The sequence below is a fragment of the Rhizobium sp. WYCCWR 11128 genome (genome assembly GCF_013416305.1).
GTDB classification, from domain to species: domain Bacteria; phylum Pseudomonadota; class Alphaproteobacteria; order Rhizobiales; family Rhizobiaceae; genus Rhizobium; species Rhizobium indicum.
Genome location: NZ_JACCEZ010000010.1, coordinates 134,870 through 148,446, shown reverse-complemented (window position 1 = coordinate 148,446; position 13,577 = coordinate 134,870). Strand labels below are relative to the sequence as shown.

Sequence of the window (13,577 nt, the reverse complement as noted above, 5' to 3'; positions counted from 1 at the left end):
TCGGGGAATTGTTCATGCAGGTTGCAACCACGTCTGCCTCTATCATCTTGCGCGGTGCGTCTTCGACGGCAGCCATTTCAGCCGCGGGAAGCGAGACCGATCAGGGCGTGCTGAAGCTGCAGCGCGCCACCCAGGCGCTGCAGCAGATGCGCCAGACCCTGGCAAACTCGGGAGACGAGGCCAAGGCGAAGGCGCAACGCAAGCTCGAAGAGGCAAAACAGGAGTTGGAGATGCTGCGCAGCTCCAACATGGCACCTGAGGTGGTCGCCCGGTTGGCCGCCGAACTGGCGCGCAAGGTCGGCACTGCCGCCTCCGAATTCGCATCATCAGTCGCGACCGGCAGTCCCGCAACGGCTGTTCCGATGGACGCAACTACGGATGCAACAGCAGTCGCAACCAGCGGGGCCGCTGCTGCACTGACGGATACTTCAGGAGAAACTGCGGCCGGCGAGACCGGCTCGCAGGAACCGGACGCTACCGCCAACGCCCGCAAGGCCTATGCGAGCGTCGCCGAGGATGCCCCGAAATTTTCAGGCATTTCGGCCGATGATCGTGAAACGATGGAAGAGTTCAAGGCGGTTGTGCGCGAACTCAAGCAAGTGCTCGAAAAGGCGATGCGCGAGTTGCGGCAGCAGGACCGGCAGGCTGGGGCCAATATGGCAGGCTTCTCCATCGCCACGGCGACAATACCGACAAGCATCGTCGTCTGACGACCGCTGCCGCCGGCGGGCGAGGCGTGAAACGAGCGTGATGCTGTCGCATCCTGCATTTGCATCGGACATCCAGCCGTCTATGCTCGGGTAAATCTCTCAGAACCGGCAGATCCAATGACCGCGAAAGAATTGAAAGCGCAGCTGCGCAACGAACGGCTGTCGGCCCGCGACGCTATCCCCGCCGAGAAACGCGCCTCCAAAAGCCTCGCAATGGCCGACCATGCCGGCGAGGCCGTCGGTTTTGCGCTGGATACGATCGTCTCCGGCTTCCTGCCGATCCGTTCGGAAGCCGATCTCAGGCCGCTGATGGCGCGCTTTGCCGTGCGCGGGGCGCGGCTCTGCGTGCCGGCGATCCTCGATCGGCAGACGATCGTCTTTCGCGAGTTGGCGGAAGGTGCGCCCCTCCTCGATACCGGTTTCGGCACGGTCGGCCCCGGCACGGATGCCGCCATTCTCGATCCCGAGATCATGCTGGTGCCGCTTTCGGCCTTCGATGCCCGCGGCCACCGCATCGGCTACGGTGCCGGCCACTACGACCGCGCCATCAGCCGGCTCAGACAAAAAGGCCTGCATCCGAAGCTGATCGGCATTGCATTCGACTGCCAGGAAGTGGCACATGTGCCCGACGAGCCGCACGACATAAGCCTGGATGCCATCCTGACAGAAAGCGGCCTTCGCTTTTTTGCCTCTTGGATTGGATAGGGAATGCGGCTGCTTTTTCTGGGTGACATGGTCGGCAAGACGGGACGCACGGCGGTCTGGGACCGCCTTCCGGGTCTGGTCTCCGACCTCAAGCTCGATTTCGTCGTCGTCAACGGCGAGAACGCCGCTGGCGGCTTCGGCATCACCGAGGACATCTTTCTGGAAACGATCAATGCCGGCGCCGATGTGGTGACGACGGGCAATCACGTCTGGGACCAGAAGGAAGCCGTCGCTTTTGCCGGCCGCCACGATCAGTTCCTGCGGCCGGCCAACTATCCGCAAGGCACGCCTGGCCGCGGCTCCGGCCTTTTCTATGCCAGGAACGGCGCGCGTGTGCTTGTTGCCAACGTCATGGGACGGGTCTTCATGCACCCCGAACTCGACGACCCCTTCAAATCGGCGGAGGTCATCCTCGACGCCTGCCCGCTGAAGGAACAGGCCGACGCGATCATCTTCGATTTCCATGCCGAGGCGACCAGCGAGAAGCAGTGCTTCGGCCATTTCGTCGACGGCCGCGCCAGCTTCGTCGTCGGCACCCACACGCATGTACCGACCGCCGACGCACAGATCCTGAACGGCGGCACCGCCTATATGTCGGATGCCGGCATGTGCGGCGACTACGACTCCTCCCTCGGCATGGACAAGGAGGAGCCGCTCAACCGCTTCATCTCCAAGATGCCAAAGGGCCGCATGGAAGCCGCGAACGGCCCCGCGACGATCTGCGGCGTCGGCGTGGAAATCTCGGATACGACAGGACTTGCCGAAAAGATCGCGCCACTCCGGCTCGGGCCGCGGCTGGCCGAGACGGTGCCGGAGTTCTGGCGGTAACAGGCGACAGGCGCCGTTCAACACGCAATTGTGAGAACCCGCCGTCTGGACCCCTGCGGCCTCATGCCGCATCCTCCCCGCCATTCGCGCATAACCCCGAAAATCGGAATCGATTTTCGGAACGGATTACGCGCCGATCGAAGGGTGATAGAGCGCCGGAGGGGTGGCATGAAGCCGCGATATCTTGTCCTCGCTATCGCATGCCTTACGGCCTTCGCCGTGCCGAATCTTGCCGGGGCACAAGAGCAGCGGCCGCCGGTCAGCCAGTGCCAGGCGATCGCGCAAACCATCCCCAAGGTGACCTTCGCAAGCTTTTCCGGCGCCCCGCCGCTGGTGCCTGCCGTCTCCGAGGGCGAGGACGTCAAACTGACCTTCCTCGGCCATTCGACCTTCGAGATCGATACGCCCGGCGGTATCGTTATCGCAACCGACTATAATGGCTGGTACAGGCCGGCAACGCCGCCCGATGTCGTGACCATGAACAAGGCGCACACGACCCACTATACCCTGACCCCCGATCCCGGCATCAAACATGTGCTGCATGGGTGGAGCGACATTCCGGGCGAGAAGGCCAACGTCAATCTCGTCGTCGGCGATGCTTATATCCGCAACGTCCCCACGGATATCCGCTTCAGCTACGGCCTCGGCGGCGCGCATGAGAACGGCAATTCCATCTTCATCTTCGAGATCGCCGGCCTCTGCATCGGCCATCTCGGCCACCTGCATTACGAGCTGACGGATGCCCATTATACCGAGATCGGCCGGCTCGACATCGTCATGGTCCCCGTCGATGGCGGCCTGACCATGGGCGCCGACAGCATGAGCCGCGTCATCAAGCGGCTACGCTCGTCGTTGATCCTGCCGATGCACCGGCGCGGCCCGCCGGTCGAAGCCTTCGTCTCGATGTTCGGCAAGGATTTCGACGTCGCCAATGCGCCCGATGACAGCATCACCGTCTCTATGCGCACGCTCCCGAAAAAGCCGCTGATCTATGTGCTGAAGGGCGTGCAGTAAAAAGGCTCGGCGGTTTTCCTTCTACAGCACCGCGCGTCTTTTCAGACGCGCAAAGGACGCTGTAGCACTTTGAATTGCTGCATAATTTTATCCTTAAATCGATTCCGATTTAAGGAATTATGCAGGAGCACTGCCCGTCAAGCGAACTGCAGATGGCGCTTGATGCCGACATCCGGCATCTTGTCGTCGTCGAGATTGGCCTTGGCGATCTCCCAGCCGAATTTCAGCTTGTTGCCCGTGGAAACCCAGATCTCAGCATCGTCGACATGGAGGGACAGCATGGTGAGCTTGGGGTCCTTCTTGCCGCCGTCATACCAGGCCGCGACGATCGAGCTCCAATATTCCTCGATCTTGGAAGGGTCAGGATGCACCTCGATCACACCGGCAAGGCAGGCGTGATAGTCGTGATCCTTGCCGATGACGCAGAAATGCGCGCGGCTGCCGGGCTTGATGGCGCGCACGATGTCGGCGTCGGTCTTGGTGTAGAACCAGATGGTGTTGGTGGTGGGATCGGCATGCGGCGCCATCGGCTGCATGTGCATGTCCAGTCCGGAAATTCCGAGCATGCCGGCATGAACGCCGTTGACCTGATCCCAGAGCTGACGTGCTGGATGTTCCTGCGCCTCACTGAGACTTGCCATAACCGTTCCTTTCCGTTGGATGGAGTTCGGTTGAAACGTCATCACCTCGCCTTTGTTCCGAACTGCTTTTTCCTTGAACGGGTGCCGTTTCGCTCTTATAAGGCGGCCCATTCCGAACAATGAGACGTGAACAGGGGTGCCATGGCTGGCCATTCACAGTTTAAAAACATCATGCACCGCAAAGGCCGTCAGGATGCCGTGCGGTCGAAAATGTTCTCCAAGCTTGCGCGCGAAATCACCGTTGCCGCCAAGGCCGGCCTGCCCGACCCGACGATGAACGCCCGTCTTCGCCTGGCGATCCAGAACGCCAAGGCTCAGTCCATGCCGAAGGACAATATCGACCGCGCCATCAAGAAGGCAGCCGGTGCCGACGGCGAAAATTATGACGAAGTCCGCTATGAAGGTTATGGCCCCGGCGGCACGGCGATCATCGTCGAGGCGCTGACCGACAACCGAAACCGCACCGCCTCCAACGTTCGCTCGAGCTTCACCAAGGCCGGCGGCGCTCTCGGCGAAACCGGTTCCGTTTCCTTCTCCTTCGACCATGTCGGCGAAATCACCTACAAGCTTTCCGTCGGCGATGGCGACAAGGTGATGGAAGCCGCGATCGAAGCCGGCGCCGACGACGTCGAGTCCGACGAAGACGGCCACTACATCACCTGCGCCTTCGAAGCCCTCGGCGAAGTGGCAAAAGCGCTGGAATCGAGCCTCGGCGAAGCCGAAACCGTCAAGGCCGTCTGGCGCGCCCAGAACAACGTGCCGGTGGACGAGGAAAAAGCCCAGTCGCTGCTGAAGCTCATCGACAGCCTGGAAGACGATGACGACGTTCAGAACGTCTATTCCAATTTCGAAGTCTCGGAAGAAGTGCTGGCGAAGCTCTCGGCCTGATCTCCTCCGGCAGATGTCAAATATAAAAACCCGGCTGCAACGCCGGGTTTTTTCTTGCCGAAAAGGGGGCGCCGTCAGAGTGCCGCCTCGCGCGCGCCCTGCCCTACGCGGCGGCTCGCATGAAATTTCCCAGCCCCGCGAAAAGTTCCACCGATGTCAGCCGCGCCTCGATGTCGTGGATCGGCATCGAGATGATCACCTCGTCGGCCTGCGTTTCCTGTAGAAACTCCGTCAGTTTCGCCTCGGCCGTCTTCGGCGAGCCGACCACGGCATAACGCAGCGTGTGTTCGACATTCATCTTTTCCATCGGCGACCAGAAGTCCGCCATATCGGCCACCGGACGCGGGAACGGGCCGCGGACATTGCGGCGCAGATTGACGAACTGCTGCTCTGCGGAAGTGAAATGATAGCGAGCCTCCTCATCCGTCGCCGCCACCGCGCCCATCACGCCGACCATCACATGCGGCTTGTCGAGCGTCGCCGAGGGCTGGAAGCGGTCGCGATAGATCGCGATCGCATCGAGCAGCATGTCGGGCGCGAAATGCGAGGCGAAGGCATAGGGAAGGCCCAACATGCCTGCGAGCTGGGCGCTGTAGAGGCTGGAGCCGAGCAGCCAGATCGGGATATGTGAACCATTGCCGGGAACCGCGAGGATCGCCTGGTTCTCGACCGGCGTATCGAGAAGTTGCTGCAGTTCCACCACGTCGTTGGGGAAGCTGTTTGCGCCGGCCTCGAGGTTGCGCCGCAGCGCCTGTGCCGTGCGCATATCCGTTCCCGGTGCACGCCCGAGGCCGAGATCGATGCGGCCGGGGAAGAGCGCCTCCAGCGTGCCGAACTGCTCGGCGATGACGAGCGGCGAATGATTGGGCAGCATGATGCCGCCGGAGCCGATGCGGATGCGCTTTGTCGCAGCCCCGACATGGCCGATGACGATGGCGGTGGCAGCACTGGCAATCCCCGGCATGCCGTGATGTTCGGCAAGCCAGAAGCGCTTGTAACCGAATTCCTCGGCCTTCACAGCCATCCGCGCCGAGGCCTCGAGGGACTGGCGCACGGTGCTGCCTTCGGCAACGGGGGAAAGGTCGAGTATGGAGAAGGGAACCATGGGAAACCTGCCGGGCAGTTGAACGATGCCGTCTATGTAGGTTCGCACCCGCGCCATTCCAAACCATGCGCGCAAACAAAAAAGGCCGCGCCAGCGCGGCCCTTATGCAATGTGGAAAGGTGTAGCTTACCGCTGACGGCGCAGCACATGCACCTCGGCGCTCGGCTGGTGATGGCCATGCGGCAGCGTGAAATTGCCGAGCTGGCGGTCCATTTCCAGGGCTTCCGTCGCCAGCCGGTGGATAGCCGCCGTCGTCTCCTCGACCATCGAGGCGTTCTGCTGCGTCATCGCGTCGAGTTCGGCAACGGCGCTATTGATCTCGCGCAGCGTATTGGCCTCCTCGCGGGTCGCACTCATGATCTCGTTGATCTGCCCGTTGATCGCCTCGACATGGGCGCCGATGCCCGTCAGTGCAACGCCCGCTTTTTCCACAAGCGTAACGCCGCTTTCCACCTCATGCGTCGATTTCTGCAACAGGCTGGAAATCTCCTTGGCCGCACTCGATGAGCGCTGGGCAAGCTCGCGCACTTCCATGGCGACGACGGCAAAGCCCTTGCCGGATTCACCCGCACGCGCTGCCTCAACACCGGCATTGAGCGCCAGGAGGTTGGTTTGGAAGGCGATGTCGTCGATGACGGAGATGATCGTGTTGATCTGGCGCGAGGAGACCTGGATTGCCTCCATCGCCGCGATCGTCTCGCGCATGATCTGGCCTGAGCCGGTCGTCTCCTTCTTGGCGTCGCGGGCGATGCGCTCGGCCTGCTCGGCTCGCTCGATCTGCCGGCGGACCGACTGTGTGATGGCGCTGATCGCATTCGCCGTCTCGGTGATCGAGCCGGCCTGGCGCTCGGTGCGCCCGGCAAGTTCGTCGGCGCCGGTGCGCATCTCTTCGGAGCCGGCGCGCACCGCCATCGAGTTGCCGCCGATGGCCGTCATGGTTTCGCTGAGCGTCGCCAGCGCCTCGTTGAAATTGACGCGCAGGCTTTCGAGTTCGTTCGGGAAACGGGTATCGATCTGATAGGCGAGATCGCCGCTCGCCAGATGATGCAGGCCCTCGTCAATCGCCTCGACCACCTGCTGCAGCGTTTTCGCCTCGGCCTCACGCTCGGCCAGATTCTGCTGGCGGTCCTGCTCGGCCCGCAGGCGCGTCTCCTCGCTGGCGGCTTCGAGCTCGCGGCTCTCGATCAGCGAGTGGCGGAAGCGGTCGAGCGCATTGGCCATCGTGCCGATCTCGTCCTTGCGGTTCAGGCTGCCGATCTCGCTGTCGAGCTTGCCATCGGCGACATCGCGGGTGACGCCGGCAAGCCGCGCAAGCGGCGAAAACAGCAAATTGGTGACGAGCCCGGTCGCGACCGCCATGACGACGAGCACGCCGATGCCGATCATCGTCAGCAAGGTGGCGATCTCGATCGAGCCGGCATTGAGCTCGCTCAAGAGCACACTCTCGACAACGAGGAAGCGGTCGCCGCGATAGTCGATGCCGCGGACATAGGCACGAGCCGTACCGTCCGCCCGGTCGAAATCGGCAACCGTCATCGCCGAACTGGCAAGCGCGCTCTGGATAAAGGTGAAGGGCGTCGCATCGAGCGTCGCAAGCTTGCCGCTTCCGTCGAGGCCGACAGCGGAGCCATCGCCGGAGACGATCGCCGCCCGCGCCGTGCTGCCCTGAACGATGCCCTTGGAGAGGATGCCGGTGACGATGTCGTCACGCACCTTGAAGAGGATGATGCCCTTGGCCGCTCCAAGCTTGATAATCGGCACGGCATAGAAGATCGCCGATTTGCCGGTGCCGGCATCGACGCGAAGGCCGGAGAAGCCAGTCGGCGCGGCGTCATCGGTCGCCTTGGCGGTATTCTCGATCGCCTTGGCGAAAGCGATGCCGGCGCCGGTTGTCTTCCAGGCGTCCGACTTCAGATTTTCGGCGAAATCATCTTCCTTCTTATAGGAGTAGAGCGCGGTACCCTCGAGATCGACGATCAGCAGGTCGCTGAAGGCGGTATCCTCGAGGTCGCGGGCGACTTCGCCCTGCGTCTTCTCATGGTTCGAATAATAAAAGCCGCTCGGCCCTTCCGGCTTCATAAGCTTCTCGCGCTGGTCGGCCGGGTTGGGATTGTTCGATATGAAAACCTTCTTCAGCTCGGCACGAGCGTCGCCCGAGGTTTTCTCGATGGTTTTCCAGCCGCTCTTCAGGCTGGTGATCGACATTTGCAGCGCCTCGATGCGCGCAATCGAGTTGGCCTGGTTTTCAAGCTGCGTCAGCTGGTCCTGCAGCATGTCGCCGCGGAAGATCAGCACGCTTTCCTTGGCCTTCAGCGCCTGCTCGTCGGAGATGCGGCTGCTGGCGAAATAGGCCAGCACGTCGATGACCGCGATCGACAGCACGGTCAGCAGAATGAATGTGACGATGACCTTGAAGGACAGGGATTGAAATCTCTGTGCCATGTACGACGAACCCCTTCTGAACGCGCTTGCCAGCCGGGCACGCAGCGCATGCCTGATCGACCGACCTGTAAACAGAACATCGGAGGCTTAATCTTCGCGAAAAGAAGCCCCTCTCGTATTGACGACTAGAATTCAGGCATCTGTTTTAATTCGCGGTAAATGGCGGGGCCTAAATCCGGGAGTGTTTTTGTTTTGTTCACATATCGATGGCACTTATTTCGCGATCGCTATAGGTTGAACCATGCAAAATACGATTCGCATCGTCGGTATTGATCCCGGACTTCGCCGCACCGGCTGGGGAATCATCGAGACATCAGGCAATTCCTTGCGGTTTGTCGCATCTGGAACAGTGACTTCCGATGGCGACATGGACCTTGCCTCCCGCCTTTGCCAATTGCACGACGGCCTGGCGGAGATCGTCCACAGCTATAAGCCGGATGAAGCCGCCGTCGAACAGACCTTCGTCAACAAGGATGCGGTGGCGACCCTGAAGCTTGGCCAGGCCCGCGGCATTGCCATGCTGGTGCCGGCGCGCGCCGGCCTGCCGGTCTCCGAATATGCCCCGAACGCCGTGAAGAAGGCCGTCATCGGCGTCGGCCATGGCGAAAAGCAGCAGATCCACATGATGTTGAAGATCCTGATGCCGAAGGTCGAATTCAAGGGCAACGACGCCGCCGACGCCTTAGCGATCGCCATCTGCCATGCGCATAATCGCGGCAGCAACCGGATGCGACAGGCGCTGGCCGGTTAATCCATACTTGACTTGTTTCCATCTGCTGAGAGACCACGACCCATGATCGGCAAGCTGAAAGGCACCATAGACGAGATCGGCGAAGACTATGTGCTCGTCGATGTACACGGCGTCTGCTACGTCGCCCATTGCTCGGCCCGTACCCTGTCGAAGCTTGGCTCGACTGGTGAGGCCTGCGTGCTGTTTATCGAAACCTATGTGCGCGAGGATCAGCTGAAGCTCTTCGGTTTCATGACCGCTCTGGAGCGGGAATGGTTCAACCTGCTCCAGAGCGTTCAGGGCGTCGGCGCCAAGGTGGCGCTCGCCGTGCTCTCGACGCTGACCCCAGGCGAACTTGCCAATGCGATCGCCCTGCAGGATCGCACCGCCGTCTCCCGTGCGCCGGGCGTCGGTCCCAAGGTGGCCATGCGCCTCGTCACCGAACTCAAGAACCGGGCGCCGGCCTTTGCCGGCGAAGCGATCAATATCGCCCTCAAGCAGGAACTCGGCGAAGGTGTTGCGGCAGCACCCGTCGCCGATGCGGTATCCGCGCTGACCAACCTCGGCTATTCCCGCGACCAGGCGGCGAACGCAATCGCCGCGGCAATGAAGACGGCGGGCGATGGCGCCGACAGCGCCAAACTGATCAGGCTGGGATTGAAGGAACTGGGGGCGCGGTGACCTCCTTGAATAGATCGCAATTCCTTACTAAACTTGATTGGTAAGGAGATCCGCATGAATATCTACTACGGTACGATGACATCGAAGGGCCAGACAACAATTCCGGCGGAAGTTCGTGAATTGCTGAATCTGAAGTCCGGCGACAGGATCCGCTACATCAACCGCGATGGCGAAATCATCATGAAAGCCAAGAACAAACGCGCCATCGACCTCGCAGGCAAGTTTCACGATGCGAATCGACCGACGATCACTTTGACGGAAATGGACGAGGCAATTGGCGAAGCCATCGCCGATCATGTGAATAGAGCAAGATGATTGGTCTCGACACCAATATCTTGCTGCGCTTCTTCCTGAAGGACGACGCTGTCCAGACAGAGAAGGTCACAGCGCTCTTTGCCAGCCTTTCCGAGACGGCACCGGGCTATATAAATTGCATCACGCTGATGGAATGCGTGTGGTTCTTGAGACAACGGATCAAGCTGAAAAGAGAACAGATCATGGAGGCGATTTCAGACTTGTTGGACTCGGCTGACCTGATCCTCGAAGATGAAAGAATAGTCGAGGAGACGCTCGCAATCATGGTGCGGACCAATGCAGAATTTGCAGATGTCTTCATCGCCCTTCGTAATCGTGATGCGGGCTGCGTGACAACCAGGACATTCGATGACCAAGCCGCAAAAACCATACCTGGAATGGAACTTTTGACATGAGCGACTCCGCCCGCCTGATATCGCCGGAAAAGCGGGGCGAAGACCTGGATATCACGTTGCGCCCGCAATCGCTGGACGAGTTCACCGGCCAGGCGGAGGCGCGCGCCAATCTCAAGGTCTTTATCGAGGCGGCGAAAAACCGCGGCGAAGCGCTGGACCATGTGCTCTTCGTCGGGCCGCCCGGCCTCGGCAAGACGACGCTGGCGCAGATCATGGCCAAAGAGCTCGGCGTCAACTTCCGCTCGACGTCGGGCCCGGTGATCGCCAAGGCCGGCGATCTCGCTGCCCTGCTCACCAATCTCGAGGAGCGTGATGTACTCTTCATCGACGAGATCCATCGCCTTAACCCCGCCGTCGAGGAAATCCTCTATCCGGCCATGGAAGATTTCCAGCTCGACCTCATTATCGGGGAAGGCCCTGCGGCTCGCTCGGTGAAGATCGACCTGTCGAAATTCACGCTGGTGGCAGCCACCACCCGCCTTGGCCTGTTGACGACGCCGCTGCGCGACCGCTTTGGCATTCCGGTGCGCCTGAGCTTCTACACCGTCGAGGAGCTGGAACTGATCGTGCGCCGGGGCGCGCGGCTGATGAACCTGCCGATCACCGAGGAGGGCGCCCGGGAGATCGCAAGACGCGCCCGTGGCACCCCGCGCATCGCCGGCCGGCTGTTGCGGCGCGTGCGCGACTTTGCCGAGGTGGCAAGGGCGGAATCCGTCACTCGCGAGATCGCCGACGAGGCGCTGACCCGCCTGCTGGTCGATAATGTCGGCTTCGACCAGCTCGACAAACGTTACCTCAACATGATCGCGGTCAATTTCGGCGGCGGCCCGGTCGGGATCGAAACCATCGCCGCCGGACTTTCCGAGCCGCGCGACGCCATCGAGGACATCATCGAGCCCTATATGATCCAGCAGGGTTTCATTCAGCGCACGCCACGCGGCCGTGTTCTGACCGCAATCGCGTGGAAACATCTGGGAATGCAACCGCCCAAGGATATGGAGGCTGCGCAGTTCCGGCTGTTCCAGGAGGACAACTGAGTGATCACCCGCCGCGGATTTTTCAAGGTTCTCGGCGGCAGTGTCGCAGGCGTCATGTCGCTCGGTGGTTACGCCTTCGCCTATGAACCGCTCGCGCGGCTCGCCATCACCCGCTATCGGCTGACGCCGCCGGGATGGACCCCGGGGCTCAAGCTCCGCGTCGTCGCGCTTGCCGATCTCCATGCCTGCGAACCCTGGATGTCGGCAAACCGCATTGCCGCGATCTGCCACAGGGCGAATGAACTCGAAGGCGACGTCACCGTCCTGCTCGGCGATTACGCCGCCGGCATGAACATGGTGACGCAGTACGTGCATTCGAGCCAATGGTCGAAGGCGCTCGCCACCTTGCAGGCCCCTCTCGGCGTCCATGCGATCATGGGCAACCACGATTGGTGGGAGGACAGGACCGCACAGAAGAACGGCGGGATGGAAACATTCGGACACCGAGCCCTCGCCGACGTCGGCATCCCGGTCTATGGCAACCACGCCGTTCGGCGCGAAAAGGATGGCCGCGGCTTTTGGCTGGCAGGCCTCGAAGATCAGCTGGCGCTGCTGCCGGGCCGGAAGTGGGGCCGCACGCAGATGCTCGGCCTCGACGATCTCGATGGAACGATGGCTCAGGTGACGGACGATGCGCCCGTCATCCTGCTTGCCCATGAACCCGATATCTTTCCGCGCGTGCCGGAGCGCGTGTCGCTGACGCTATCGGGCCACACCCATGGCGGACAGATCCGTTTCCTCGGCCGTTCGCCGATCGTGCCCTCGCGCTACGGTAACCGCTACGCCTATGGCCATATAATCGAGCAGGGGCGTAATATCATCGTTTCCGGCGGCCTCGGCTGCTCCATCGCACCGGTGCGCTTCGGCGTGCCGCCGGAAATTGTCGTGATCGATCTTGGATAAGAATGGCATGGCCAAGCGCACTCTCATCCGCCTGAATGCGGGCGCGGAGCGTTTCAACTATCGCATCGCCGGCCTCGGCTTTCGCGATGGCCACGTGCTCGTCCATCGCGCCGTGCATGAGCCCTTCTGGACCTTTCCAGGCGGCAGGGCGGAAATCGGCGAGACGTCGGAGGAAACGCTCAAACGGGAGATGGTGGAGGAACTGGGCGTCGAAGTCACTGTCTTCCGCCTGCTGTGGATCGTCGAGAACTTTTTCCACTACGAACAGCGCGACTGGCATGAACTCGGCCTCTATTATCTGATGGACATCCCGCCGGAATTCCCCTTCCGGCCGGGCGAGATCATCCATCGGGTCGAGGACGGCGACAACCATCTCGAATTCAAATGGGTGCCGGCAACGCGTAACGCCCTAACCGCACTCGATATCCCACCCTATTTCATCGCCGATGAAATCGAGAGCCTGCCCGTTGCGCCACGTCATCTCGTCTGGCGGGACGGCAATCTCGACGGCAAAGACTGACGCAAGCGTTTCAAAGTGTTACAGCGTCCTTTGCGCGCCTTAAAAGGCGCGCGGCGCCGTAGCCAAAAGCGCTTAAAGAGGAGATGCGCCGATGCCGACCTTCGATCCTGTCAGGCCATTCCGCAAACTTGCCTATAACAACGCCCTTGCCAACCGCCGCCTGCTTCAGGCCTGCGCGACATTGAAGCCCGGCGAATTCGAAGCGCCACGCACCAGCTTCTTCCCCTCGATCAGGGAAACCTTGAACCACATCATCACGGTCGACTGGTTCTATGTCGACGGCCTGGAAGGCGGCACGCTCGGGCTCAAGGCCTTCGAGGTCGACGAACCATTCGATGACGTTTCCTCGCTGGCAGAAGCGCAGGCGAAGGTCGATCAGCGCCTGGTGGCACTTTGCGAGGCCCTGACGCCGGAGAAGCTCACCTCGACCATCAGCCTCCATCGCGGCGCCCGCATCCAAGAAGAGCGGATGGAGGACGTGCTCGGCCATCTCTTCCAGCATCAGACCCATCATCGCGGACAGGTGCATGCGATGCTCTCCGGCACCAGCGTCGCTCCGCCGCAACTCGACGAATTCATCGTTGCCGACGATGCGCGGTTTCGCGGCACAGAACTCACCGCGCTCGGCTGGAACGAAGAAACGCTGATGCGCTGATTTCAAAG

The 13,577-nt window shown here is 61.4% G+C and carries 16 protein-coding genes; 13 read left to right on the top strand and 3 right to left on the bottom strand.

Annotated elements, in window-relative coordinates:
- The first annotated feature begins 14 nt into the window (after positions 1-14).
- From HX898_RS26030 to HX898_RS26015, 4 genes are all read left to right on the top strand, one after another.
- Entirely contained in the window at positions 15-710 is a 696-nt protein-coding gene (locus HX898_RS26030) for a hypothetical protein (protein ID WP_171600616.1), read from the top strand.
- 117 nt (positions 711-827) lie between these two features.
- A complete protein-coding gene (locus HX898_RS26025) occupies positions 828-1,415 on the top strand; it encodes a 5-formyltetrahydrofolate cyclo-ligase (protein WP_180196179.1) in 588 nt (195 codons plus the stop codon).
- Positions 1,416-1,418: 3 nt separating this feature from the next.
- The gene (locus HX898_RS26020; RefSeq protein ID WP_025395924.1) at positions 1,419-2,243 is read left to right on the top strand and encodes a TIGR00282 family metallophosphoesterase; all 825 of its coding nucleotides are present in this window, start codon (positions 1,419-1,421) and stop codon (positions 2,241-2,243) included.
- A 168-nt stretch (positions 2,244-2,411) separates the two neighbouring features.
- Positions 2,412-3,257 (top strand): MBL fold metallo-hydrolase, encoded by an 846-nt coding sequence (locus tag HX898_RS26015; protein ID WP_138333460.1) that lies wholly within the window; start codon positions 2,412-2,414, stop codon positions 3,255-3,257.
- Positions 3,258-3,394: 137 nt separating this feature from the next.
- Here the strand turns inward: HX898_RS26015 and HX898_RS26010 are convergent, their stop codons facing one another.
- On the bottom strand, positions 3,395-3,898 hold the full coding sequence (locus tag HX898_RS26010) for a pyridoxamine 5'-phosphate oxidase family protein (protein ID WP_029871965.1): 504 nt from the start codon (positions 3,896-3,898) through the stop codon (positions 3,395-3,397).
- A 141-nt stretch (positions 3,899-4,039) separates the two neighbouring features.
- Here HX898_RS26010 and HX898_RS26005 point away from each other — a divergent pair, with 141 nt between their 5' ends.
- Positions 4,040-4,786 (top strand): YebC/PmpR family DNA-binding transcriptional regulator, encoded by a 747-nt coding sequence (locus HX898_RS26005; protein ID WP_011653412.1) that lies wholly within the window; start codon positions 4,040-4,042, stop codon positions 4,784-4,786.
- A gap of 103 nt (positions 4,787-4,889) precedes the next feature.
- Here HX898_RS26005 and HX898_RS26000 read toward each other — a convergent pair whose 3' ends face one another.
- A complete protein-coding gene (locus HX898_RS26000; RefSeq protein ID WP_138333548.1) occupies positions 4,890-5,891 on the bottom strand; it encodes an LLM class flavin-dependent oxidoreductase in 1,002 nt (333 codons plus the stop codon).
- A gap of 126 nt (positions 5,892-6,017) precedes the next feature.
- Positions 6,018-8,333 (bottom strand): methyl-accepting chemotaxis protein, encoded by a 2,316-nt coding sequence (locus HX898_RS25995; protein ID WP_138333459.1) that lies wholly within the window; start codon positions 8,331-8,333, stop codon positions 6,018-6,020.
- A 241-nt stretch (positions 8,334-8,574) separates the two neighbouring features.
- On the opposite strand from HX898_RS25995, the gene ruvC reads away from it, so the two are divergent.
- From ruvC to HX898_RS25955, 8 genes are all read left to right on the top strand, one after another.
- On the top strand, positions 8,575-9,084 hold the full coding sequence (gene ruvC / locus HX898_RS25990; RefSeq protein WP_003542749.1) for a crossover junction endodeoxyribonuclease RuvC: 510 nt from the start codon (positions 8,575-8,577) through the stop codon (positions 9,082-9,084).
- Between the two features lie 42 nt (positions 9,085-9,126).
- Positions 9,127-9,744: a Holliday junction branch migration protein RuvA gene (gene ruvA / locus HX898_RS25985; RefSeq protein WP_138333457.1), complete on the top strand. Its 618-nt coding sequence runs from the start codon at positions 9,127-9,129 to the stop codon at positions 9,742-9,744.
- Positions 9,745-9,798: 54 nt separating this feature from the next.
- Positions 9,799-10,059 carry a type II toxin-antitoxin system PrlF family antitoxin gene (locus HX898_RS25980; RefSeq protein WP_138333455.1) on the top strand — a complete coding sequence of 87 codons (261 nt, stop codon included), beginning with the start codon at positions 9,799-9,801 and terminating at the stop codon, positions 10,057-10,059.
- A complete protein-coding gene (locus tag HX898_RS25975; protein WP_168315343.1) occupies positions 10,056-10,454 on the top strand; it encodes a type II toxin-antitoxin system VapC family toxin in 399 nt (132 codons plus the stop codon). Before HX898_RS25980 ends, HX898_RS25975 begins: the two co-directional genes overlap by 4 nt.
- Positions 10,451-11,491: a Holliday junction branch migration DNA helicase RuvB gene (gene ruvB, locus HX898_RS25970; protein WP_138333452.1), complete on the top strand. Its 1,041-nt coding sequence runs from the start codon at positions 10,451-10,453 to the stop codon at positions 11,489-11,491. The genes HX898_RS25975 and ruvB overlap by 4 nt, the downstream gene beginning before the upstream one ends.
- Positions 11,492-12,394: a metallophosphoesterase gene (locus HX898_RS25965; protein WP_180196178.1), complete on the top strand. Its 903-nt coding sequence runs from the start codon at positions 11,492-11,494 to the stop codon at positions 12,392-12,394.
- A gap of 7 nt (positions 12,395-12,401) precedes the next feature.
- Positions 12,402-12,914 carry an NUDIX hydrolase gene (locus tag HX898_RS25960; RefSeq protein WP_138333449.1) on the top strand — a complete coding sequence of 171 codons (513 nt, stop codon included), beginning with the start codon at positions 12,402-12,404 and terminating at the stop codon, positions 12,912-12,914.
- Between the two features lie 91 nt (positions 12,915-13,005).
- On the top strand, positions 13,006-13,569 hold the full coding sequence (locus tag HX898_RS25955) for a DinB family protein (RefSeq protein WP_138333447.1): 564 nt from the start codon (positions 13,006-13,008) through the stop codon (positions 13,567-13,569).
- Positions 13,570-13,577: the final 8 nt, after the last annotated feature.